Below are 21,749 nucleotides of genomic sequence, written 5' to 3'. Positions count from 1 at the left end.
TTATGGAAAACCAATCTAAAACAGGGGTGTTATTAGTTAATCTAGGGACCCCAGATGAAGCAACCCCTAAAGCCATTAAACGATTCTTAAGTCAGTTTCTACACGACAAGCGTGTAGTGGATATGACGCGTTGGTTATGGTGCCCATTGCTGCACGGCGTGATATTGCCTATTCGCGCTCCCAAGGTAGCCAAGCTCTATCAAGGGGTATGGATGAGTGAAGGCTCACCCCTGATGGTCTTCTCTCGCAGGCAAGCGAGTAAATTAAAGCAAAGCCTCAATGTTCCAGTTGAGCTTGGGATGACCTATGGTAATCCAAGCTTGCTGTCTGGCATGCAGTCACTGCTTGAGCAGGGCGTTGAAAAGGTGATAGTGCTACCTTTGTACCCGCAGTATTCTGCAACCACAACCGCCGCCGTTGTTGATGGTCTGGGTAAGGCGTTCAAACAAATGACGGTGGTGCCTTCCTTTGAGGTGATTGGCGATTATCACGATCACCCGCTTTATATTAAGGCTTTGGCTGACTCTGTACGAGAATCTTGGCGTGAGCGTGGAGAGAGTGAATACCTACTTTGCTCTTATCACGGCATACCGAAACGATTTGCTGACAATGGTGATGTCTACCCTCAACATTGCGAGAAAACCACTGAGCTTTTAGCGCAAGAACTAGGACTAGGCTCAGACCGAATGGGCATGACCTATCAATCGCGTTTTGGTCGCGAAGAATGGCTACAGCCATATACCGATAAGACCCTAGAGAAGTTGCCCAATCAAGGTATTAAAAAGCTGGATATCATAGCACCTGCTTTCTCTGTGGATTGTCTTGAGACATTAGAGGAGTTATCTGAAGAATGCTGCGATATCTATAAAGAGGCGGGTGGTGAAAGCTTTAACTACATACCGTGCCTCAATGATAGCGACAAGCACATTGAACTGATGGCGAGTCTAGTAAATGCGCGTTTATTGAATGGTGAGTGAGCACTCATGCTCGGTCGGATTTCATGTCTGTAGGTGAGCTGATAGAATACCAAGGTTAAAATTTTGGCGCAGAGCCTAGTATCAGATAAAAGGTAGCAGCCATGAAACGTTGGTATTTATTGTATTGTAAGCGCGGTGATCAAGAGCGGGCGCAAATGCACCTTGAAAATCAAGGTGTTGAGGTTTATTACCCGAAGATCACTGTAGAAAAAATGGTTCGAGGTAAGCGTCAGAAGAGATCTGAGCCTCTGTTTCCAAGCTACATGTTTGTACGCTTTGATTTTGAAGTAGGGCCTTCGTTTACCACTGTGCGCTCAACACGTGGTGTGTCCGATTTTATTCGCAATGGCGTTTACCCTACAGAGTTGCAAGGTGACCTAGTGTATACCCTTAAGCAGGTAGAGGGCTCTCAGGAAAACGTTGAGATTGAATCTGACTTACTTCAAAAAGGCGATGAAGTTATTATCAAGTCAGGACAGTTCGCTGGCGTCGATGCGATTTACCATGAGGCTGATGGTGAGAAGCGCTCTATTTTGTTGATTACGATGATTAACAAAAAGGTAGAGGTTCAAGTGGACAATCAGGATATTGAGGCTAGGTCCTAGGTCCTAGGTCCTAGAACCTAAAACCAAAAAGGGCGCTAAAATAGCGCCCTTTTCTCGTTAACTAGTCTAATGACTTAGTAAGCCTCGTTATGTACCGCTTTAACAGCGCGACCTGAAGGGTCAGCGTTGTTCTTAAACGATTCATCCCACTCAATGGCTTTAGCCGAAGAGCACGCCACAGACGGTCCACCAGGAACACACTCAGCAGCTGACGGTAGCGGGAACAACTCTTCAAAGATCTCGCGGTATACATAGCCTTCTTTAGTTAAAGGAGTGTTGTATGGGAAGCGGAACTTAGCGGTTTCCATTTGCTGATCCGTTACCTTAGCTTCAGCGACTTCACGCAAGGTATCAATCCAGCTGTAGCCAACGCCATCAGAGAACTGCTCTTTTTGACGCCATGCGATAGATTCTGGTAGGTAGTGCTCAAAACACTCACGCAGGATGTGTTTCTCCATCTTACCGTTGCCACACATTTTGTCTGCTGGGTTAAGACGCATTGCTACATCGATGAACTCTTTGTCTAGGAAAGGTACGCGGCCTTCAACGCCCCATGCTGCCAATGATTTGTTAGCACGAGCACAGTCAAACATGTTCAGCGCCAGTAGTTTACGTACTGTTTCTTCGTGGAACTCTTGTGCGTTTGGTGCTTTGTGGAAGTACAGGTAGCCACCAAAGATTTCATCGGCACCTTCACCAGAAAGTACCATCTTGATACCCATCGCCTTGATCTTGCGCGCCAATAAGTACATTGGCGTTGATGCTCGAATCGTTGTCACATCGTACGTTTCAATGTGGTAAATCACGTCACGAATCGCATCCAAACCTTCTTGGATTGTGTAAGTCATTTCGTGGTGTACAGTACCGATCTGGTCAGCGACTTCGCGAGCGGCAATAAGATCCGGCGCGCCTTCTAAGCCAACAGCAAATGAGTGAAGCTGTGGCCACCAAGCTTCAGATTGGTCATCATCTTCAACACGCATTGCAGCAAAACGTTTTGCGACAGCAGAAGTGATAGAAGAATCTAGACCACCTGAGAGTAATACGCCGTATGGCACATCTGTCATTAGCTGACGTTTTACGGCATCTTCTAACGCTTTTGTCAGGTCTTCTTTGCTGGTGGAGTTGCCTTGAACCGCTGCGTATTCGTTCCAGTCGCGGATGTAGTAGCGAGTTGGAGCGAGTGCGCCTGATTCTAGGTAGCAACCTGGAGGGAATTCGCTGACGGTTTTACACACTGGTACAAGTGCTTTCATTTCTGAAGAAACGTAGAAGTTTCCGTGCTCATCATGGCCCTGGTATAGAGGAATGATACCAATATGGTCACGACCAATGAGGTAAGTCTCTTTCTCTTCATCGTAAAGAACAAACGCAAAGATACCGTTTAGCTCTTCAAGTAGGTCAGCACCCATATCTTGATAAAGGGCTAGAATAACTTCACAGTCTGAATCTGTTTGGAAGTCGTATTTACCTTCGTAACGTGCTCGGATTTCTTTATGGTTGTAGATCTCGCCATTAACCGCTAGCACTAGCTTTTTGTCTGGGCTGTATAGAGGCTGCGCGCCGCTGTTTAGACCCACAATCGCCAAACGCTCGTGCGCTAGAATCGCTTTTTCTGATGAGTAAATACCAGACCAGTCAGGTCCGCGGTGACGAAGTTTCTTCGACATCTCTAACGCCAATGGGCGAAGTTTCTCTGCATCACTTTTTATGTCGAGGATACCAAATACCGAACACATATATCTTCCTTACAAATTCATTTCCGTATGTGTTCAATTTGCCATTGTCGCTAAAAAAAGCAACCCACTAATCAACATTTTAATAATCAAAGAGTGACTAATGTTGAATTTGTTTAATAAAAAGGTGTTTTTGTTAGATGGCGTCTAATGTAAGTCAACAATTAGACAATATCAGTGTAGGGATGGGGCTAGTTGGCAATAAAGTAGTTATTACGCCCATTGGTTTTGACTCGATACAAAGCCTGATCTGCTCGTTCAAAAAACGCCACTTTATCCATAGAGTGTGAATCAAACTCACAACCGCCGATGCTGACGGTAAGGTGTGATTGAATAGGGTGAGGAATTTCCAGCCCATTGATGCTGCTTAGGATGTGCTGAGAGAGTATTTCTAGGCCTTTTTTATCCGTATCAGGGAGCAGAAGCACAAACTCTTCACCGCCGTAGCGCGCAACGACATCTGCTGGTCGCTTAGCAATACCCTCTAACGCTTTTGCTACCTTTGTTAGGTAGACGTCGCCGGTATGGTGCCCTAACTGGTCATTAACCATTTTAAAGTGGTCGATATCTACCACTAGCAATCCTAACGGTGCGGATGAGCGTGAGGTTCGTTTTATTTCGTCTCTTAAATGTTGGTCGAAGTAACCGCGATTGAATATTCCGGTAAGGGCGTCTTTACCAATCAATTGCTGAAGCTCTTTTTTCTGCGCTTCTAACTCCATTAATTGTAGGGTGATTTGTTTTTTTGCTTTCCATTGTTCTTTGTCGTAAATGAAGGCTTGTAACTTGGTTTTATAGTGGTCACTGCCCAAATAGAGCACCCAAATGAGCATGAAAGAAATAGAGAAATATAAGTGAAATGAGGCAATGGGTACGTCTTGAGCTATCTCTACAATTAAGAATCCTGTGATTACGCTAATGCCCCACACATACACGATTTCTCTGACGCGCAGGATCATCATCTTTGCCATGGCAGTAACCAATATTACCGAGAGGGGAGCAAGTGTGACGGATAGGGTGATCATGGCTGCATGCTGAGCGACAAGTAGGTTAGAAACCACAAACAAGCATATTAGGTTAGTTTTGTTATTTGTCGGCAACTTTATCAGGATGAACCTGACGAGCAAAAAGGCCAGTGGCAGCACATAAACCATGTAGAAGTGAAAAAATGAATTGATGCTTTCTGTTGCCAGCAAAAAACTTTGCTCTTCCCAAAGAGGCATGCCAACACCAAGCAGCAACATGAATAGTGCGAGCAAAGGCAGCCAAAACTTTAACTGCTTTTTATTGTGTTTTGCTACATAGTCATTAAAACCAACTGGAACGTCGGTACTGAAAGTCGGGGTCACACACTCTCACTCGAAAAAGGCTTTGTATCAATAATAGAACAAGTCTGAGCCTAAACGGGAATATTCCGTATTATCAATGAAATAAAGCAAATCGAGCCCTTATTGAGGGCTCGATTTGGTGCTATTTGATGGGTTTGAAGTTAGGGGATAGCGTATCGCATACGTGCCGCGCAAAACCGCTACCCGCTTCTCGATAAATGTCGAATGCCGCATCCGCGCCCAGTTCAATAAATTGCTCAACCTGGTCTTGATATTCAGCAATGGCGGCGACTTTCCCTCGGTAGCCTCTAAGTTGTAGCTGCTCTAGGGCAAAGCGGTTACCTTGGTTATTCGGAATGGCCAGTAAGACCAATTCTATTTGGTCCAATTTCTGGATGCGCTCCCAAAAATCGGAGTCGGTCACATCACCACAAATGGTGTTTCTTGCATGGCGTTGGTGGTGATCGGCTGTGTCATTTCGTATTTCTACGCCTAAACAGATATCGCCGTGGCGCTCTGTGAGTTCATCGTAGGCACCCGTCCCGATACGACCCATACCCAGCACCATAACCTGAGCCTGACCAACGCCAATAAATTGGTCGCGAATATTAATCTTGGCGTCGCTGTGCTCTTTAAGCCAGCTGGCACTGCGACGATAGATGCTATTGCTAAAGCGGTTAAGGGGCGCAGCAATAATGAAAGAAATGGATACCGCTAAAGCGATAGAGACCATGATATCACCGGATATCCAGCCCTGTTTGTAGGCTAAACCGCCGACAATCAAGCCAAATTCACTGAAGTTGAACAGCGTGAGGGATGCGAGGAGCGAGGTTCGAACTCGAAACTTAAATCGGTCTAAGATGAGGTAATACAGTACTCCCTTAACTGGCAACAACAGCATGAATACCAGAGCCAGAATCAATCCAGCCACGGTCGGCTGTTCAGACAGACCAATGTTTAGGAAGAAGCAGACCAAGAACATCTCTTTCAAATTGAACAAAGATTTGGAAAGCTCAGACGCCTTCTTGTGTCCGGCAAGCAGCATTCCAAGAATTAGCGCACCGAGATCGCCTTTTACGCCAACCAATTCAAATAGCCCAGCACCCACAACTAAGGCAAAGAAGATACCGCACAGTACTAGTAATTCGCCGTGGCCCACTTTATCCAATACCTTGTAGAAAAGAGGGCGGACTAACGGCAGCGCAAACAGGATAATGGCGTACCATTCTGGAACCTTACCGGTAGATACGGTCAGAAAAGCTACCGCAAAGATATCCTGCATAACCAAGATACCAATAGCAATGGTGCCATAGACGGAGTTTAGTTCACCGTTATCTTGTAGGGCCTTGATGGCAAATACGGTGCTAGAAAAAGAGAGTGCAAAGCCTAAGATGATGAGCTGCGCAAAGGACATATCAGCGAAAAGGTTTACACCGATAACCTGCAATGCCACTAAACAGAAGGTAAAAAAGGCGGTAGAGGCGAGGTTGTGCAGGGTAGCGCCAGCCCAAATCTCTTTGGACAGTAGCACCTTAATATCCAGCTTTAGGCCGATAGTGAACAGCAGTAAGGTGACACCAAGATCAGCAAGCTGATTGATTGCATCGTTGCTTTCGAAACCAAAGGCATTCAGGGTGAAACCAGCCAGCAAAAAACCGACAAGGGGAGGGAGGTTACAGCGCTGTGCGACAAAGCCGGCAACAAAAGCACCGAAAATGAGCATTATATCCATTTATGCAGTCTCGAAAGTGGTTGAGAAATTGGCGCATATTCAACCACAAACGAGTCTGAGATGATTGAACTTATTGCGTAGAATCCATCAATTTTTGTAACAATATGCCATTTAACATGGCTCGTTTAACAATAGCAAACGCCCCCATTGTCGGATACTGCTCTAGTTCAGAGGAGACAATAGGTAAGTCTTTATGAAACGCCGTTAGCGATTGGCTATTTACGTTCCTTTGAATTGCTGGGAATAATACCTCTTTTGCCTTGGTAATATCACCTGCAATGACTATCTTTTGCGGGTTAAACAAGTTAATCACAATGGCCGCCGCTTTACCGAGTTGATCGCCCACGCGCACGATGCTTTGTGTCGCTAGTGCATCGCCGCTGAGTGCGTGCTTGCAGATAGCGTTGATGGTGACTTGGGGCTCATCGGCGAGCGTTGAATTATAGCCTTGTGCCAAACGTGCTTTCACACCTTTGATAATCGCAGGGTTAGCAGCGATAGTCTCTAGGCAGCCGAAGTTACCGCACTGGCACTGCTCGCCAAGAGGGTCCACTTGAATATGACCGATTTCGCCGACGTTTCGGTTTGAACCTAGGAACACCTGACCTCCAGCCATAATGCCGGAACCGGTTCCACGGTGAACACTAATTAGGATGGAATCTTTGCAGTCACGGGTTGCGCCAAAGTAGTGCTCAGCAAGAGCCATACCTCGGATATCATTACCGACAAAGCACTCGGTCTTAAATTCATCTTTCAGAATTTTCGCTAAAGGCAGGTTATCAATCTTAGTGTTAGGCATGTATTGCACAACGCCTACATCTGGGTTTACTAAGCCTGGCAAAATCACACCAATCGCAATCAGGTTATGAGAGATACCTTCGTTACTGGCTTTGAAAAGCTTAATCTTATCGAATATTTGCCCAACCAATTGCTCTTGGTCGCTGTACTGAATTGCCGATTCACTTTGCGCTAGGATTTCTCCGCTCAGGTCATGCAAAGACAATTGAATATAATCTCGCCCAACACGCACTGCGATAGAGTGGAACTGAGTCACCTGTGTGGTTAGGGATATTGCTCGTCGGCCACCAGTAGAGGCCTGCTGTGCAACCTCTTGTACTAAATTACATTCCAATAGCTGACGAGTGATCTTAGTGACACTTGCTGGCGCTAAATGGCTCAATTCAGCAATCTGAATGCGTGATATAGGCCCTTGTTGATCAATCAGTCGATAAACAGCTGCGCTGTTCAACTGCTTTACTAGGTCTACGTTGCCAATTTGTCCGCCAGTCATAATTATCCCTGTTTAAATTGACCGTTTACTACGGTCGCTTTAACGTTAAAGTCGTTGTTGAAAATGGTAAGGTTCGCAATCATATCAGGTTTTACGCGACCTAGTTTATGCTCCATGCCCATTGCTTTCGCGGGATAGAGTGTTGCCATGCGTAGTGTTTCATCGAGAGATAAACCTGCATGCTTAACGCAGTTCTCTACGGCTTCAATCATGGTAAGTGCAGAACCGCCCAATGTACCGTCTTCACCTACACACATTCCATCACGAACGTACACGGTTTTACCGACGAAATTGAATTGGTCCATTTCAGCGCCTGCTGGAGCCGTTGCATCTGTTACTAGTACCAGTTTTTCGCCCTTAAGTTTGTGAGCGATACGGATGTTAGCATAATCAACATGATGCCCATCAACGATAATGCCCGCATATACGTCTGGAGTGTCGAATATTGCGCCAACGACGCCTGGCTCACGACCTGTCATTGGCGTCATAGCGTTAAATAGATGAGTGGCAAAGGTAATGCCTTGCTCAAAACTATCACGCGCTTCTTGATACGTTGCGGCAGTGTGACCAATAGAAACAACAATTCCAGCTTCTTTCAGTTGCTTGATGTGCTCAGGTCTGTTTTGTTCTGGGGCTAGGGTTACCTTGGCCACTAGGTCTGAGTGCTGGCAAATAAAGCTGATCATCTCATTATCCGATTGACGAATGTATGACTCGGTATGAATGCCTTTTCTAGCAAGGTTAAGGTAAGGACCTTCAAGGTGTAGACCGAGTGACTGATGCTTGTTTTGTTCCTGATATTTACGCTGAGCTTCGATAGCGCTGCGCATGCTCTCGTCTGAAGAGGTGATCAGCGTGGGTAGAAAGCTGGTGCAACCGGATTTCAGGTTGGCTTCGTGCATAATCTGCATCGTTTCAGGGGAGATGTCATCATTGAGCATCACACCACCGCAGCCATTTAATTGCAGGTCGATGAAGCCAGGGCTTAGGTTAGCGCCTTGTAGATCGATACGTTCAATGCCTGCGTCTAATGTTTCTTCAAGGCATACCGCCTTGATACGGTCGTTCTCGATGACAACCGCGTGGTTATTTAAAATGTCGCTACCCGTGAAAACGGTGCAGTTCGTTAATGCATACATACTTGCTGCTCCTAATTAAAGATCTTTGATGTTTTCCGCTTCTAACTCGCGGAAATATTTAAGGGTTTTGACTTTCAATTCTTGAGAAGCTGGAGAGTCAGCGACAATAACGGCTTTTGAATGCATCTGCATTGCGCTTACTGTCCATAGGTGATTCACCGAGCCTTCTACTGCTGCTTGCAGTGCTTGAGCTTTATTGTGGCCAGTAATCAACACCATCACTTCTTCTGCATCGAGAAGCGTCGCAACACCGATAGTCAGTGCATACTTAGGCACTTGGCTAATGTCACCATCAAAGAAGCGAGAGTTAGCAATACGTGTTTTTTCGGTCAGCGTTTTAATGCGTGTACGTGATGAAAGAGACGATGCCGGCTCGTTAAATGCGATATGACCATCATGACCCACGCCACCCATGAACAGGTTAATTCGGCCATAAGATTTAATCTTAGCCTCATAAGCTCTGCACACGGCATCGTGGTCTTCAGTGTTGCCATCCAACAAGTTTATGTTTTGCTCTTGAATGTCCACATGCTTGAAGAAGTTTTCATACATGAAGGTGCGGTATGACTCTGGGTGATCGCTAGGCAAGCCAACGTATTCATCCATATTGAAGGTCACCACATTCTTAAAGCTCACTTTTCCTGCATTGTACATTTCAATTAAGTACTTGTAGGTGTTCAGCGGTGTTCCACCAGTAGGTAGGCCAAGCACAAAAGGTCTGTCAGCGGTTGGGTTAAACTTATTTATTGTATTGACAATATGTCGAGCAGACCAACGACCGACGTCTGCGCTTGTTTCTAGTGGGATGAGCCTCACGGTGGATACCTCGCCAAGATTTAAGATTCTGTTTAATTGTCCTTAGTATACTCAAAATGATCGTTATTTTTAATAGTGAAATAAGTTTTATGATCTACCTAACAAAAACAGGCTGTCTACACAGATTGCTATGACATGGCTCACGTTTTATGGGGTTTTAATTTGCGACGCAAATTTAAGCCATTAAGATGAAGAGGACTAAATTAATCAGCTAAAAAAAGTTTTAAGCTTATTTTCAGATTCCTCAGGGGGAGAAGTAACGTGAACATTCTTGGATATTTTCAGAAGGTAGGTAAGGCGCTAATGGTGCCGGTTGCTACGCTACCAGCAGCAGCGATACTCATGGGTATCGGTTATTGGATTGACCCGACCGGTTGGGGTGGCAACAGTGCACTAGCTGGCTTCCTTATTAAAGCGGGCGCAGCAATCATCGACAACATGTCTTGGCTATTCGCTGTAGGTGTTGCTTACGGTATGTCTAAAGATAAAGACGGTGCAGCGGCACTGGCTGGCCTAGTAATGATGTACGTTGTTACTACTCTTCTATCTCCTGGTGCAGTAGCACAGATTCAGGGTATTAGTGGCGACGCAGTTCCAGCGGCATTTGGTAAGATTCAAAACCAATTCGTAGGTATCCTAGTCGGTATTATCTCTGCTGAGATCTACAACCGCTTCTCGACCGTTGAGCTTCATAAAGCACTAGCGTTCTTCTCTGGTAAGCGTCTTGTTCCTATCTTGACTTCTTTTGCTGGTATCGTAATGGCATTCGTACTTATGTACGTGTGGCCTGCAATCTACGATGGCCTAGTACACTTCGGTGAGTCTATCCAAGGTATGGGTTCTGTAGGTGCTGGTATCTATGCATTCTTTAACCGTCTACTTATCCCTGTTGGTCTTCACCACGCACTGAACTCAGTATTCTGGTTCGACGTTGCAGGTATTAACGACATCCCTAACTTCCTAGGTGGCGCTAAGTCTCTTGCAGAAGGTACTGCAACAGTAGGTGTTACTGGTATGTACCAAGCGGGCTTCTTCCCTATCATGATGTTCGGTCTACCGGGTGCAGCACTGGCTATCTACCACACTTCAAAATCTAAGAACAAAGAAAAAGTAGCGTCTATCATGATTGCTGCAGGTTTCGCTTCTTTCTTCACTGGTGTGACTGAGCCACTAGAATTCTCATTCATGTTCCTAGCGCCAGCACTGTATGTTCTGCACGCTGTTATGACGGGTGTTTCTGTATACATCGCAGCATCAATGGAATGGATTGCAGGCTTTGGCTTCTCAGCAGGTCTTGTGGATATGGTTCTATCTAGCCGTAACCCACTAGCGAAAGATTGGTACATGCTAATCCTTCAAGGTCTAGTATTCTTCGGAATCTACTACGCAGTGTTCCGTACAGTAATCGTTAAGTTCGGTCTTAAGACTCCAGGTCGTGAAGATGACGAAGATGGTGCTTCAACAACTGTGGGTTCTTCAAACTCTTCTGAGCTTGCGAAGCAGTACCTTAAAGCACTAGGTGGTCACAGCAACATCTCTTCAATTGATGCATGTATCACTCGTCTACGCCTAACTCTAAACGACACGAGCGTAATCAACGAGAAGCAACTGAAAGACTTAGGTGCAATGGGTGTGGTTAAACTAGGTTCAAATAACGTTCAAGTTATCCTAGGTCCACTAGCAGAAATCGTAGCAGGTGAGATGAAACAAATCCCTGCAGATGCTGACCTAACAACTGTACAGCTTCCATCTTAATCAATAACTCCTAGATTATTGTGCCAATGCCTCCCTCGGGAGGCATTTTTTTTACCTTTCATAACACAAACATCTAGATTTAGTTCTTTAGACGAATACAATGTAGGGCGTAGAAGAATTTCAAAATTGAACCATGAGGTGTTGTAGATGAGTGAAGCTGAGGCTCGACCATCGAATTTTATCCGCCAAATCATCGATAAAGATATCGCGGATGGCAAACATAACAGCGTGCATACTCGTTTCCCGCCAGAGCCAAACGGTTATCTGCATATCGGACACGCTAAGTCGATCTGTCTAAACTTTGGTATTGCTCAAGACTATCAGGGCCAGTGCAATCTGCGCTTTGATGACACCAACCCTGAAAAAGAAGACATTGAATACGTTGATTCAATCAAGAACGACGTTCAATGGCTAGGTTTCGACTGGTCTGGCGATATCTGTTACTCGTCAAACTACTTTGATCAGTTGTATGCGTATGCTGTTGAGTTGATCAACAAGGGCCTAGCTTATGTTGAAGAGCTAACCGCTGATGAAATCCGCGAATACCGCGGTACGTTGAAAGCACCGGGTAAAGAAAGCCCATATCGCAACCGCACCGTTGAAGAGAACTTAGCGTTATTTGAAAAAATGCGTGATGGTGGCTTCAAAGAAGGTGAGGCGTGTCTGCGTGCTAAGATCGATATGAGCTCATCATTCATGGTGATGCGTGATCCGGTTCTATATCGTGTGCGTTTTGCTCATCACCATCAAACCGCTGACAAGTGGTGCATTTACCCGATGTACGACTTTACTCACTGTATCTCGGATGCCCTAGAGGGAATTACTCACTCTTTGTGTACCCTTGAATTTCAAGACAACCGTCGCTTGTACGATTGGGTTCTGGAAAACATTACCATTGAGACTCAGCCTCATCAGTATGAGTTTAGCCGCCTAAACCTTGAATATACGGTGATGTCTAAGCGTAAGCTAAGCCAACTAGTGACTGAGAACTTGGTCAATGGCTGGGATGACCCGCGTATGCCAACCATCTCTGGTTTGCGTCGCCGTGGTTTTACGCCTGCGTCTATCCGTGAATTCTGTAAGCGTATTGGTGTGACTAAGCAAGAGAACATGATTGAGTTTGGTTCACTAGAGTCTTGTATTCGTGATGACCTAAACGAGAACGCTCCTCGTGCGATGGCTGTTCTTGAGCCTGTTAAGATCGTTATTGAAAACTTCCCAGAAGGTCAGGTTGAGACGCTAAACGTTGCTAATCACCCGAACAAGCCTGAAATGGGCAGTCGTGAAGTCCCCTTCACTCGTGAAGTGTGGATCGAGGCTGATGACTTCCGTGAAGAAGCGAACAAGAAGTACAAACGCCTAGTTTTAGGTAAAGAAGTACGTCTGCGTGGCGCTTACGTGATTAAGGCTGAGCGCATCGAAAAAGATGAGCAAGGTAACATCACCACTATCTTCTGTACTTATGATGATGAGACGCTAGGTAAGAACCCAGCGGACGGTCGTAAAGTGAAGGGTGTTATCCATTGGGTATCCGCTGACAAAGGTGTTCCTGCAGAGATTCGTCTATACGATCGCTTGTTTACGGTACCAAACCCAGCAGCGGCGGAAGACTTTAAAGCAACGATTAATGCTGAATCATTAGATGTGAAGCAAGGCTTTGTTGAACCTAGCCTAGTGGGCGCTGAAGCAGAAGCGGGTTACCAGTTCGAGCGCACAGGCTACTTCTGTGTGGACAGCAAAGACAGCACTGCAGAGAACTTAGTGTTTAACCGCACAGTCGGTCTACGTGATACTTGGGCAAACAATAGCTAATTAATGCTTTTGTATTAAAAAAAAAAATGCCAGCTAGATGCTGGCATTTTTTATGTCCGGTTTAAGAGTAGTTTTAGTTAATCATTTAGAACGTAAGAGACATCACCTGTTCGAGAGTCATACCAGATGACATGCTTAGCTGACTCAGGGTCGGGGTCATAACCGTCTTTGGTGAAGATAAAAACACACTTAGAAAAATAATTATTGTCATCTTGTTGCCGAATAGCGTAGAAATCATAATCTTCAGCTTGGGCGACACTATCAGTCGCAGTAAGGGATGAATTCAGAAGCCTATCCCACAACAAATAACAGGCTTTGTCGCCCTTACCAATATTAAAGGGTGCTCCCATAGGGTCATTCTTATCAACGCCCAGTGGATAGCCAACATCATTCATATCCAGATGGCTGTCTATGCTGTTGCTACCTTCAGTGGCATCTGTCCCTTCGGCATATCCAGGCATATTGGCGTAGGATTCTGTGCCTCTGCCTTCTAGCGCCCATCTTTGATGCGCAAAATTAATAGACTGTTGGAATTCAGCCGCCGCACCTTGAAGCATCGATTCTCGCGCGTCAGAGTTAAGATCTAAAAATCGCGGGGCAGCCACTACAGCTAGCACCGCGATTATCACGATAACAACAACCAACTCAATCAGCGTAAATCCATTTTTACTGATAGACATTTTGTTTATGACTCTACTACTTAGGCGTGTGCGCCTTAGGATCAGCCTTACAGTCACCATTGGCACAGCGACCGTATAGGTAAAGACTGTGGTTAGTCAGATTGATATTGTAACGTTTTGCAATCTCACGCTGACGCTCTTCAATAACTTCGTCGCTAAACTCAATCACTGAGCCACAATCTAGACAAACAAGGTGGTCATGGTGGTGCTGGGTAGACAGTTCAAATACTGACTTGCCGCCCTCAAAGTGGTGACGAGTAACAATGCCTGCGTCATCAAATTGGTTGAGAACTCGGTAAACGGTAGCAAGACCAATCTCTTCACCGATATCTATTAATTTCTTGTACAGCTCTTCCGCACTGATGTGCTGACAACCTGGCTGCTGAAGTAGCTCTAAAATTTTTAAGCGTGGTAAAGTGACCTTCAACCCTGCTTCCTTTAGGGCTTTATTATTATCTGGCATGCATGTTCCTATAAAAATCTGAGCCTTACTCTAATGTTCATTATATGGGAAGGAACCAGAACAATAAACCATGTACTTATGATGGTTATTTCTTTTGGTCATAAAACGGAAGGATGTCACGAATAGTATGTGATAAATATTTACAAATTTGTAACTGGTGAAATAACAGGTACAAAAAAGGGGCACAAGGCCCCTTTTTCAAAATTTCAAAATCTGTACAAGATTAGTCTTCTAGTTCAGCAAGACACATCTCAGCGTGGATTTGATTAACCCACTTTGTTACGCGCTCGTCAGTCAATTCTGGCTGACGGTCTTCGTCGATGCATAGGCCGATGAAGTTGTCGTCATCAACAAGTGCTTTTGATGCTTCAAACTCGTAACCTTCTGTTGGCCAGTGACCCATGATAGTGCCACCTTTGCCTTCTACGATATCGCGAACGGTACCCATAGCGTCACAGAAGTATTCAGCATAATCTTCTTGGTCACCACAACCAAAGATAGCGACTAGCTTAGTGCTAAAGTCGATACCCTCTAGTTCAGGGAAGAAGTCGTCCCAGTCACATTGAGCTTCACCGTAGTACCAGGTTGGAATGCCGATCAGAAGCAGATCGAAGTTATCAATGTCTTCTTTGCTGCTCTTTGCAATATCTTGAACGTGAACCAGTTTTTTACCTAGTTGCTTTTGAATCATCTTTGCAACAGCTTCTGTATTACCAGTATCACTGCCGAAGAAGAGACCTACACTTGCCATAGAATCAGTACCTATATTAGATGTAATCGGATGCGTTTATAAAGTGAGTTGTAGGTTATATACCTGAGCCTTCCCAAGAGAGCTGAATCAGCCCCTTGATAATGAAACCGGCACAACCTAAAAACAACACAAGCCATACGATACGACGGCCAAATGGAGGGACATTACCCTGCTTCAGAACGTCTTTGATTGCGAGACCGATGAGTAAAAATACGGAGGCAAACAACAAATCAAGTCCAATGGATTCAATCTGATTTATGTAATCGTAGAGCATGGCATCCCTTTATGCTTTATCAATCGCGGAACTATATCACAGTCAGCTTATGTCTGTTTACCCTTGACCTTTAATTTTGTGCAATAAACTTGCGAATAACGCGTAACACCATGTCCGGTTTCTCGGCATGCAGCCAGTGTCCTGTGTTCGCAATCACATGCGCTTTGGCGTTCGGAAACTGAGCCATTATCTCAGGTTGATGTTCACCTTGAATGTAATCCGAATCTGCGCCCTTAATAAAGAGGGTAGGCAAAGGGTTTTCTGCTAGGGCAGACCAGGTCATGATCTCAGAATATTGTGACTTCAGGGCTTGATGGTTGAAGCGCCAATCTAAGGTATCGCCATCTTTATATAATGACTTGCTCAAAAATTGCCTTACACCTTCCATCTCTATGTGCTTGGCCATTAGACCCATCGCTTCAGAGCGCAGTTTTGGCTTCTGTTTAGCGACTTCTTGAATCCCCGCAAACACATTGCTGTGTCGATCCACGTTGTAGGCGACAGGGGCCATGTCCAATACAATCAATCTTTGGATGTTCATTGGACTAATAGAGGCGTACTTCATTGCCACTTTACCACCCATCGAATGGCCGACCACAGTTAACTCATCTAATGCCAATTCATCCATTAACTGACGAATATCTTCGGCCTGTGCGGCATAAGTATGTTCATCACTGTGCAAGGATCGCCCATGATTGCGCAGATCCACGCTAATCACTTGGTGATCTTGGCTGAGATCGCGGGCAAGGAGGCCTAAATTATCCAAACTTCCAAACAAACCGTGGATCAAAAGTATAGGTTTACCATGACCTTGGATCTTATAGTGTAACTGGCTCGACATTTTCTCCAATTCCCTTTTGCTTTCCGTAGAGACTTACTCAATAACTGGGTATAATCTGGCGCAGTTTAAACTAATAAGATTGTGAAAAGCGAATGAAAACCATCGAAGTTGACGAAGAACTGTATAGATTTATCGCGAGCCGTACCCAACGCATTGGAGAGAGTGCATCCGATATTCTACGACGTTTACTAGATGTGGATGGTATAGCCAAGCTAGAAGCAGAGTCTGTTGAGGCAACGCCAGAAACAGATATTGAGCCTACAGGCGCGGCCACACCTATCATCGTAGGTAAACCGTCGCAATCGATTGACCCTATCAAGCAGATTCGCAGTGAACTTATCTCTGATGAATTTGCCGCTTTAGATAAAGCGATTGATAGATTTATGTTTGTATTATCTGCACTTCATCGAATTGATAAAGATGGATTCGCCGAAGCGACTCAGGTTAAGGGTCGCAAACGCGTTTACTTCGCAGATAACGAAGCAGTGCTCTTGGCAAGTGGCACCACGACCAAACCAAGAGCCATTCCTGGGTCACCTTTTTGGGTGATCACCAATAACAACACCAGCCGTAAACGTCAGATGGTTGAGCAGTTGATGGTGAGAATGTCATTCCCCGCCGAGTTAATAGAGCGAGTGGCTCGCTCAATTTAATCCCAAGGAATTATGCCTGCAAAGAACTTCCCCCTTTTTGCGGGCATTTTAATATTTGAAGAACTATAAAAAAGGAATAACACAATGGCTATGCATCCTCGCGCTGGGCAAAAGGCTCAGCAAGAAGATTTACACAACATCCCTCAGTTGGTAGCTAACTATTACCTACTTCAACCTGAAGCAGGCAACGCGGATCATAAGGTAGCATTTGGTACCTCTGGACACCGTGGTAGTGCTGACAAGACTACGTTCAACGAAAACCACATTCTAGCTATCGCTCAAGCAGTAGCTGAAGTTCGCGCAAGCAACGGTGTGACTGGTCCTCTATTCGTGGGTAAAGATACTCACGCACTTTCAGAGCCAGCATTTGCAACGGTTGTCGACGTATTAGTGGCAAACGGTGTTCAAGTTATCTGTCAAGAAGACGAAGGTTACACACCAACTCCGGGTATCTCTCACGCAATCCTTACTTACAACTTGGTTAATGATGCAAAAGCAGACGGCATTGTAATTACTCCGTCGCATAACCCACCACAAGATGGCGGCATCAAGTACAACCCAGTTCACGGTGGTCCTGCTGAGGGTGAGCTAACACAAGCTATCGAAGATCGCGCAAACGAGATCATCGCAGCAGGTTTAGCTGATGTGAAACGTGTAGGCATTGCCGCTGCAAAAGCGAGCGAGTTATTCGTTGAGAAAGATTTGGTTGCTCCTTACGTTGCTGATCTAGTGAACGTGGTTGATATGGAAGCAATCCAAAAAGCAAACCTTAAGATTGGTGTTGATCCACTAGGTGGCTCAGGCATCGATTACTGGCGTCAAATCCAGAAGGCATACAACCTAGACCTAACTCTAGTAAGCGAAGCTGTAGACCCTAGCTTCCAGTTTATGTCTTTGGATAAAGACGGCGTAGTGCGCATGGACTGTTCTTCGCCTTACGCGATGGCTGGCTTGTTGGCACTCAAAGACGACTACGACCTAGCATTTGGCAACGACCCAGATTACGACCGTCACGGCATTGTGACTCCAGCAGGGCTAATGAACCCTAACCACTTCCTAGCGGTATGTATCGATTACCTATATCGTCACCGTGAAGGCTGGGGCGCTGAGGTTGCTGTAGGCAAAACTCTAGTATCAAGCGCAATCATCGACCGCGTGGTTGCTGACCTTGGTCGCGAGCTATGCGAAGTGCCAGTTGGCTTCAAATGGTTTGTAGATGGTCTATACGAAGGTAAGTTTGGTTTTGGTGGTGAAGAGAGCGCGGGCGCGTCATTCTTGCGTAAAGACGGCACACCTTGGGCTACGGACAAAGATGGTATCATCCTATGTCTTCTTGCAGCAGAAATCACTGCAGTAACTGGCAAGAACCCTCAGCAATACTACAACGAACTAGCAGCTAAGCACGGTGAGTCTAGCTACAACCGTATTCAAGCGGTTGCCAATGGTCCACAAAAAGATGTGCTTAAGAAGCTATCGGCTGAAATGGTGTCTGCGGATACACTAGCGGGTGATGCAATCACTGCTCGTTTGACTCACGCTCCAGGTAACGGTGCGGCAATTGGTGGTCTTAAAGTGACGACAGCCAACGGCTGGTTCGCAGCGCGTCCATCAGGCACAGAAGAAATCTACAAGATTTACTGTGAAAGCTTTAAGGGTGCTGAACACCTGAAGCTAATTGAAACTGAAGCACAAGAGATTGTGAACCAAGTATTTAAGGCAGCAGGCCTATAATTTAAGCCTTAGAACGCTTAAGCCTGAATAAATAAATCCCCATTGTGTTTGCGCACAGTGGGGATTTTTTATGGGGTTAAAACGGTTGTAGCTTGTTTATACCTGCTTATTTTTTTGCTTTCTCTGAAATAAAGTGACAAGCAAGATTGGTGCACAGAGCATCAGCATAAAAACAGATATGGCTTCAATCAATTCGGTCATGGAAACTCCTAGATGAACCGCATATGTATCAAGTGTTTTGAATCAGCGAGACTGTATGCCTATGCAGGTTGGGATTCAATATGAGTCTGTACGCTTATGCGATGCTTCTTTATGAGTAAGTGGATGTGCAACATTTAAATTGTTGTATTAAAACGATTTATTTGCACTCGTTATTGATTGTTTTGAATATGAAATCACAGTTTCTACAATTGACTAGATATTATTGGGCCAGTCATCAGGAACAATAAACCAAAAGCGTCCTGATTCACTCTGACAGTGCAAGATCTTGCCTTGAATACCATCCAATAATGGAGAGTTTTCTGTTCTACCAGTAGCCCAAAGTGGCTTATCTAAGCGATACAGTTTTTCATCTATTTGATTAGCTTGATTCTGATGACACCAATAGCCCACGATCTGCGAGGTGTTTATCTTTTTCCCTTCACAATGCGTAGGCACAGTGTGAGCCTCAAAAGGATTAATGTACAAGCGTCCTTGCATTAACAGGTGTTGTGAAAGGTCTTTCCATTGTGGATATTGACGGATAAAGATGTCAGATTGTGTGTGCTGAAGCTGCCTTTCCAACATATGTTTAAGCTTTTTATCAAGTCGGTCTATGGCGTTAGGGCCGTACCATTTATCCCCATGGAGCAGATAAAACTTAATGGCGACCTCCCAATGCTCAAATCTATCGTGCTGGTGGTTGTGCAGAATAAAATCCAGCTCGCCAATGGTTCTGCCATTATCACTGAGCTGCAGTTCAGTGGTGGTGATGGATAGGGAAGGGTGGTGTATGAACAGTTGCTCACACAAATACTGATAGATAAACCCGAGCCGAGGGTTGCCCGTATAGGTGTGCATTTTCTCAGCGCAGAGGGTTTGAAAAGGAAGTGCTTCTACAATTATCTCATCACCATGCAACAGTGGCGGTGTTGTCGCTATCCAATCAGCGAATTGAGATAATGTAGAGACATCAACATAGGTATTTGGCATTGGCTAACAGACCCTAGTAGCTAGACGAGCAGACATTTGTTTGTTTAACTTGCTACATATCAGACGTATTTTCAATTATTTGGAAGCAAAATGAACAATTTACAACTGCAACGCATTCTTAATGACAAGCTTTCCCCTGAACTGATTAAAGATTACGCGCCAAATGGACTTCAGGTTGAAGGAAGCAAAACCATCAATAAAGTCGTTACTGGAGTGACTGCTTCTCAAGCGCTTATCGATAAGGCTATCGAGTTAGGTGCCGACGCTATCCTTGTTCATCATGGTTATTTCTGGAAGGGTGAGCCTGAGCCGATAGTCGGTATGAAAGGTCGCCGTATTCGCTCATTGATCAAGAACGATATCAATCTTTATGGGTATCACTTGCCATTGGATATTCACCCACAACTGGGTAACAACGCACGTCTGGCTCAGCTTTTGGACATTGATGTTGAAGGCGGGTTAGAGGGGCATGCTCAATCTGTCGCAATGCACGGCCGCTTGAAGCAAGCGTTGAGCGGCGCGGAATTTGCTAAGCGCATTGACAAAGCCCTACATAGAGAGCCACTGCATATCGCACCTGAAAACGCCGATAAAATGATTGAAACTGTTGGTTGGTGCACGGGGGGTGGTCAAGATTACATTCAATTGGCTGCAGACAACGACTTGGATGCCTTCATCTCAGGTGAGATCTCAGAGCGCACCACCTTTGTGGCACGCGAGCAAGATATTCATTACTTCTCAGCGGGTCACCACGCAACAGAGCGCTATGGCATTAAAGCGCTGGGTGAATGGCTAGCCGCAGAGCATGGGCTAGACGTCACCTTTGTTGATATTAATAATCCAGTTTAATGGCAACGGGTATCCCCTAAGCACTAGCAATCACTTGCGGGCTACCCTTTTTACTTGAGCTTACAGACTGAATCTCGCTCAACCAACTCTGGTACCAGGCTATTAGACGGCGAATATTTACGGTTATCGATTCGTGCTAGCAAGGCTTTCGCTGCCACCTCACCAATTCGATGAACAGGATAATCAATCGTCGTCAGTCTCGGTCTCACGTGCTGACTATGGCTATCGTTATCAAAGCCGATAACAGATAACTCTTTACCAATAGTAATACCTCGCTCCGCACATACATCATAAACCGCCAACGCTATATTATCGTTCTGACAGAAGATGGCGGTGATTTTCGGTGCTCGATCAAGCAATCGTCTTACTGCATCGTGGTTTCCCTGATGGTCAAACCGCCCTTCGATCACATACATTGGATTGTAAGGAAGCCCGGAAGCACCAAGCGCGTTTCGATACCCTTGCAAGCGATCTCGGCTATCAACCTTGCTCATTTGGCCGCTGATACAGGCTATTTCAGTGTGACCATTGTCTACCAAAAACTGAGTGGCAACCATGCCACCTTGCTCATTGTTAATATAGATACAGCTCTCGGCAATCTCAGGTACAAGACGATTAACGATCATGGTATTGGGATGGCGTAACAGCAAGCTAATCAGAGTGTCATCGGAGAGCTTATCGGAATGAAGAACCAACCCGTCGACTTGTTTAGCAAGGAGGAATTCGATGGAGTCTTGTTCTTTTTGAAGAGACTCTTGACCACTGGTTACGATCAGATGCATGTTTTTCTCACGCACTTGCTGCTCAACGTGATGCATTAGAGGACCGTAAAAGGGACTGTCGAAGGAGCCAACAAGCATGCCAATACTATTGGTTTTATTGGATGCTAAGGCTTGGGCTGACGCATTTGGTTGAAAGTTCAAAGCCTTCATCGCTTCATAGACTCTCTGCTTGTTAGCCTCCTTCACATAAGCGTGCCCGTTGAGAACTCGAGAAACGGTTGCTGTTGAGACTTTTGCTAGCGCTGAAACTTCTTTTATCGTTGCCAATTTTATTACCCGTTAATTTACTTCTCGAAACAGTGATAATTTTGTAAACCTAGCTATTTCAAGAAAGAACGAACAT

General features: G+C 45.2%; 20 protein-coding genes. 7 read left to right on the top strand and 13 right to left on the bottom strand.

The window, feature by feature from the left end; genetic code table 11:
* The first annotated feature begins 2 nt into the window (after positions 1-2).
* Positions 3-977: a ferrochelatase gene (gene hemH, locus A6E01_RS09365; protein WP_017029274.1), complete on the top strand. Its 975-nt coding sequence runs from the start codon at positions 3-5 to the stop codon at positions 975-977.
* 101 nt (positions 978-1,078) lie between these two features.
* Positions 1,079-1,582: a transcription/translation regulatory transformer protein RfaH gene (gene rfaH / locus A6E01_RS09360; RefSeq protein WP_065210122.1), complete on the top strand. Its 504-nt coding sequence runs from the start codon at positions 1,079-1,081 to the stop codon at positions 1,580-1,582.
* A 74-nt stretch (positions 1,583-1,656) separates the two neighbouring features.
* On the opposite strand, the gene asnB is transcribed toward rfaH, so the two are convergent.
* The 6 genes from asnB to nagB form a co-directional block, all read right to left on the bottom strand.
* Positions 1,657-3,321, bottom strand: a complete 1,665-nt coding sequence (gene asnB / locus A6E01_RS09355) for an asparagine synthase B (RefSeq protein ID WP_017026772.1) — start codon at positions 3,319-3,321, stop codon at positions 1,657-1,659.
* Positions 3,322-3,509: 188 nt separating this feature from the next.
* Positions 3,510-4,667: a GGDEF domain-containing protein gene (locus A6E01_RS09350; RefSeq protein WP_065210121.1), complete on the bottom strand. Its 1,158-nt coding sequence runs from the start codon at positions 4,665-4,667 to the stop codon at positions 3,510-3,512.
* Between the two features lie 121 nt (positions 4,668-4,788).
* Positions 4,789-6,378: a cation:proton antiporter family protein gene (locus tag A6E01_RS09345; protein ID WP_026026038.1), complete on the bottom strand. Its 1,590-nt coding sequence runs from the start codon at positions 6,376-6,378 to the stop codon at positions 4,789-4,791.
* A 70-nt stretch (positions 6,379-6,448) separates the two neighbouring features.
* Positions 6,449-7,669: a DNA-binding transcriptional regulator NagC gene (nagC, locus tag A6E01_RS09340; protein WP_017026769.1), complete on the bottom strand. Its 1,221-nt coding sequence runs from the start codon at positions 7,667-7,669 to the stop codon at positions 6,449-6,451.
* 2 nt (positions 7,670-7,671) lie between these two features.
* Positions 7,672-8,808: an N-acetylglucosamine-6-phosphate deacetylase gene (gene nagA, locus A6E01_RS09335; RefSeq protein ID WP_065210120.1), complete on the bottom strand. Its 1,137-nt coding sequence runs from the start codon at positions 8,806-8,808 to the stop codon at positions 7,672-7,674.
* 15 nt (positions 8,809-8,823) lie between these two features.
* On the bottom strand, positions 8,824-9,624 hold the full coding sequence (gene nagB, locus A6E01_RS09330; protein ID WP_017026767.1) for a glucosamine-6-phosphate deaminase: 801 nt from the start codon (positions 9,622-9,624) through the stop codon (positions 8,824-8,826).
* Positions 9,625-9,885: 261 nt separating this feature from the next.
* On the opposite strand from nagB, the gene nagE reads away from it, so the two are divergent.
* Together nagE and glnS are read left to right on the top strand one after the other, a co-directional pair.
* The gene (nagE, locus tag A6E01_RS09325; RefSeq protein WP_026026037.1) at positions 9,886-11,379 is read left to right on the top strand and encodes an N-acetylglucosamine-specific PTS transporter subunit IIBC; all 1,494 of its coding nucleotides are present in this window, start codon (positions 9,886-9,888) and stop codon (positions 11,377-11,379) included.
* Positions 11,380-11,526: 147 nt separating this feature from the next.
* Complete coding sequence (gene glnS / locus A6E01_RS09320) at positions 11,527-13,191, top strand: glutamine--tRNA ligase (protein ID WP_017026765.1); 1,665 nt, start codon at positions 11,527-11,529, stop codon at positions 13,189-13,191.
* A 77-nt stretch (positions 13,192-13,268) separates the two neighbouring features.
* Here glnS and A6E01_RS09315 read toward each other — a convergent pair whose 3' ends face one another.
* From A6E01_RS09315 to A6E01_RS09295, 5 genes are all read right to left on the bottom strand, one after another.
* Complete coding sequence (locus A6E01_RS09315; protein WP_017026764.1) at positions 13,269-13,871, bottom strand: prepilin-type N-terminal cleavage/methylation domain-containing protein; 603 nt, start codon at positions 13,869-13,871, stop codon at positions 13,269-13,271.
* Between the two features lie 16 nt (positions 13,872-13,887).
* Complete coding sequence (gene fur, locus A6E01_RS09310) at positions 13,888-14,334, bottom strand: ferric iron uptake transcriptional regulator (RefSeq protein WP_017026763.1); 447 nt, start codon at positions 14,332-14,334, stop codon at positions 13,888-13,890.
* Positions 14,335-14,557: 223 nt separating this feature from the next.
* The gene (fldA, locus tag A6E01_RS09305; RefSeq protein WP_017032610.1) at positions 14,558-15,085 is read right to left on the bottom strand and encodes a flavodoxin FldA; all 528 of its coding nucleotides are present in this window, start codon (positions 15,083-15,085) and stop codon (positions 14,558-14,560) included.
* Between the two features lie 55 nt (positions 15,086-15,140).
* Positions 15,141-15,359, bottom strand: a complete 219-nt coding sequence (locus A6E01_RS09300) for a DUF2788 domain-containing protein (protein WP_017026761.1) — start codon at positions 15,357-15,359, stop codon at positions 15,141-15,143.
* Between the two features lie 70 nt (positions 15,360-15,429).
* Positions 15,430-16,200 (bottom strand): alpha/beta fold hydrolase, encoded by a 771-nt coding sequence (locus A6E01_RS09295; RefSeq protein ID WP_065210119.1) that lies wholly within the window; start codon positions 16,198-16,200, stop codon positions 15,430-15,432.
* A gap of 92 nt (positions 16,201-16,292) precedes the next feature.
* Here A6E01_RS09295 and seqA point away from each other — a divergent pair, with 92 nt between their 5' ends.
* Both seqA and pgm read left to right on the top strand, forming a co-directional pair.
* Entirely contained in the window at positions 16,293-16,853 is a 561-nt protein-coding gene (gene seqA, locus A6E01_RS09290) for a replication initiation negative regulator SeqA (protein WP_017026759.1), read from the top strand.
* Positions 16,854-16,937: 84 nt separating this feature from the next.
* The gene (gene pgm / locus A6E01_RS09285; protein ID WP_065210118.1) at positions 16,938-18,584 is read left to right on the top strand and encodes a phosphoglucomutase (alpha-D-glucose-1,6-bisphosphate-dependent); all 1,647 of its coding nucleotides are present in this window, start codon (positions 16,938-16,940) and stop codon (positions 18,582-18,584) included.
* 414 nt (positions 18,585-18,998) lie between these two features.
* On the opposite strand, the gene A6E01_RS09280 is transcribed toward pgm, so the two are convergent.
* Positions 18,999-19,775 (bottom strand): DUF1853 family protein, encoded by a 777-nt coding sequence (locus A6E01_RS09280; protein WP_017026757.1) that lies wholly within the window; start codon positions 19,773-19,775, stop codon positions 18,999-19,001.
* A 90-nt stretch (positions 19,776-19,865) separates the two neighbouring features.
* Here A6E01_RS09280 and A6E01_RS09275 point away from each other — a divergent pair, with 90 nt between their 5' ends.
* Positions 19,866-20,624 (top strand): Nif3-like dinuclear metal center hexameric protein, encoded by a 759-nt coding sequence (locus tag A6E01_RS09275; RefSeq protein ID WP_065210117.1) that lies wholly within the window; start codon positions 19,866-19,868, stop codon positions 20,622-20,624.
* 50 nt (positions 20,625-20,674) lie between these two features.
* Here A6E01_RS09275 and A6E01_RS09270 read toward each other — a convergent pair whose 3' ends face one another.
* Entirely contained in the window at positions 20,675-21,673 is a 999-nt protein-coding gene (locus A6E01_RS09270; protein WP_065210116.1) for a LacI family DNA-binding transcriptional regulator, read from the bottom strand.
* Between the last annotated feature and the right edge of the window lie 76 nt (positions 21,674-21,749).

This window comes from Vibrio breoganii (assembly GCF_001677275.1).
Lineage (GTDB): Bacteria > Pseudomonadota > Gammaproteobacteria > Enterobacterales > Vibrionaceae > Vibrio > Vibrio breoganii.
The sequence above is the reverse complement of the archived record's forward strand: the minus strand, read 5'-3'. Positions and strand labels throughout refer to the sequence as shown.

Bases quoted from the DNA above. Each gene is read 5' to 3' on its own strand.
- hemH (WP_017029274.1), top strand. From the start codon at position 3: ATGGAAAACCAATCTAAAACAGGGGTGTTATTAGTTAATCTAGGGACC.
- rfaH (WP_065210122.1), top strand. From the start codon at position 1,079: ATGAAACGTTGGTATTTATTGTATTGTAAGCGCGGTGATCAAGAGCGG.
- asnB (WP_017026772.1), bottom strand. From the start codon at position 3,321: ATGTGTTCGGTATTTGGTATCCTCGACATAAAAAGTGATGCAGAGAAA.
- A6E01_RS09345 (WP_026026038.1), bottom strand. From the start codon at position 6,378: ATGGATATAATGCTCATTTTCGGTGCTTTTGTTGCCGGCTTTGTCGCA.
- nagC (WP_017026769.1), bottom strand. From the start codon at position 7,669: ATGACTGGCGGACAAATTGGCAACGTAGACCTAGTAAAGCAGTTGAAC.
- nagA (WP_065210120.1), bottom strand. From the start codon at position 8,808: ATGTATGCATTAACGAACTGCACCGTTTTCACGGGTAGCGACATTTTA.
- glnS (WP_017026765.1), top strand. From the start codon at position 11,527: ATGAGTGAAGCTGAGGCTCGACCATCGAATTTTATCCGCCAAATCATC.
- A6E01_RS09315 (WP_017026764.1), bottom strand. From the start codon at position 13,871: ATGTCTATCAGTAAAAATGGATTTACGCTGATTGAGTTGGTTGTTGTT.
- fur (WP_017026763.1), bottom strand. From the start codon at position 14,334: ATGCCAGATAATAATAAAGCCCTAAAGGAAGCAGGGTTGAAGGTCACT.
- fldA (WP_017032610.1), bottom strand. From the start codon at position 15,085: ATGGCAAGTGTAGGTCTCTTCTTCGGCAGTGATACTGGTAATACAGAA.
- A6E01_RS09300 (WP_017026761.1), bottom strand. From the start codon at position 15,359: ATGCTCTACGATTACATAAATCAGATTGAATCCATTGGACTTGATTTG.
- A6E01_RS09295 (WP_065210119.1), bottom strand. From the start codon at position 16,200: ATGTCGAGCCAGTTACACTATAAGATCCAAGGTCATGGTAAACCTATA.
- seqA (WP_017026759.1), top strand. From the start codon at position 16,293: ATGAAAACCATCGAAGTTGACGAAGAACTGTATAGATTTATCGCGAGC.
- pgm (WP_065210118.1), top strand. From the start codon at position 16,938: ATGGCTATGCATCCTCGCGCTGGGCAAAAGGCTCAGCAAGAAGATTTA.
- A6E01_RS09280 (WP_017026757.1), bottom strand. From the start codon at position 19,775: ATGCCAAATACCTATGTTGATGTCTCTACATTATCTCAATTCGCTGAT.
- A6E01_RS09275 (WP_065210117.1), top strand. From the start codon at position 19,866: ATGAACAATTTACAACTGCAACGCATTCTTAATGACAAGCTTTCCCCT.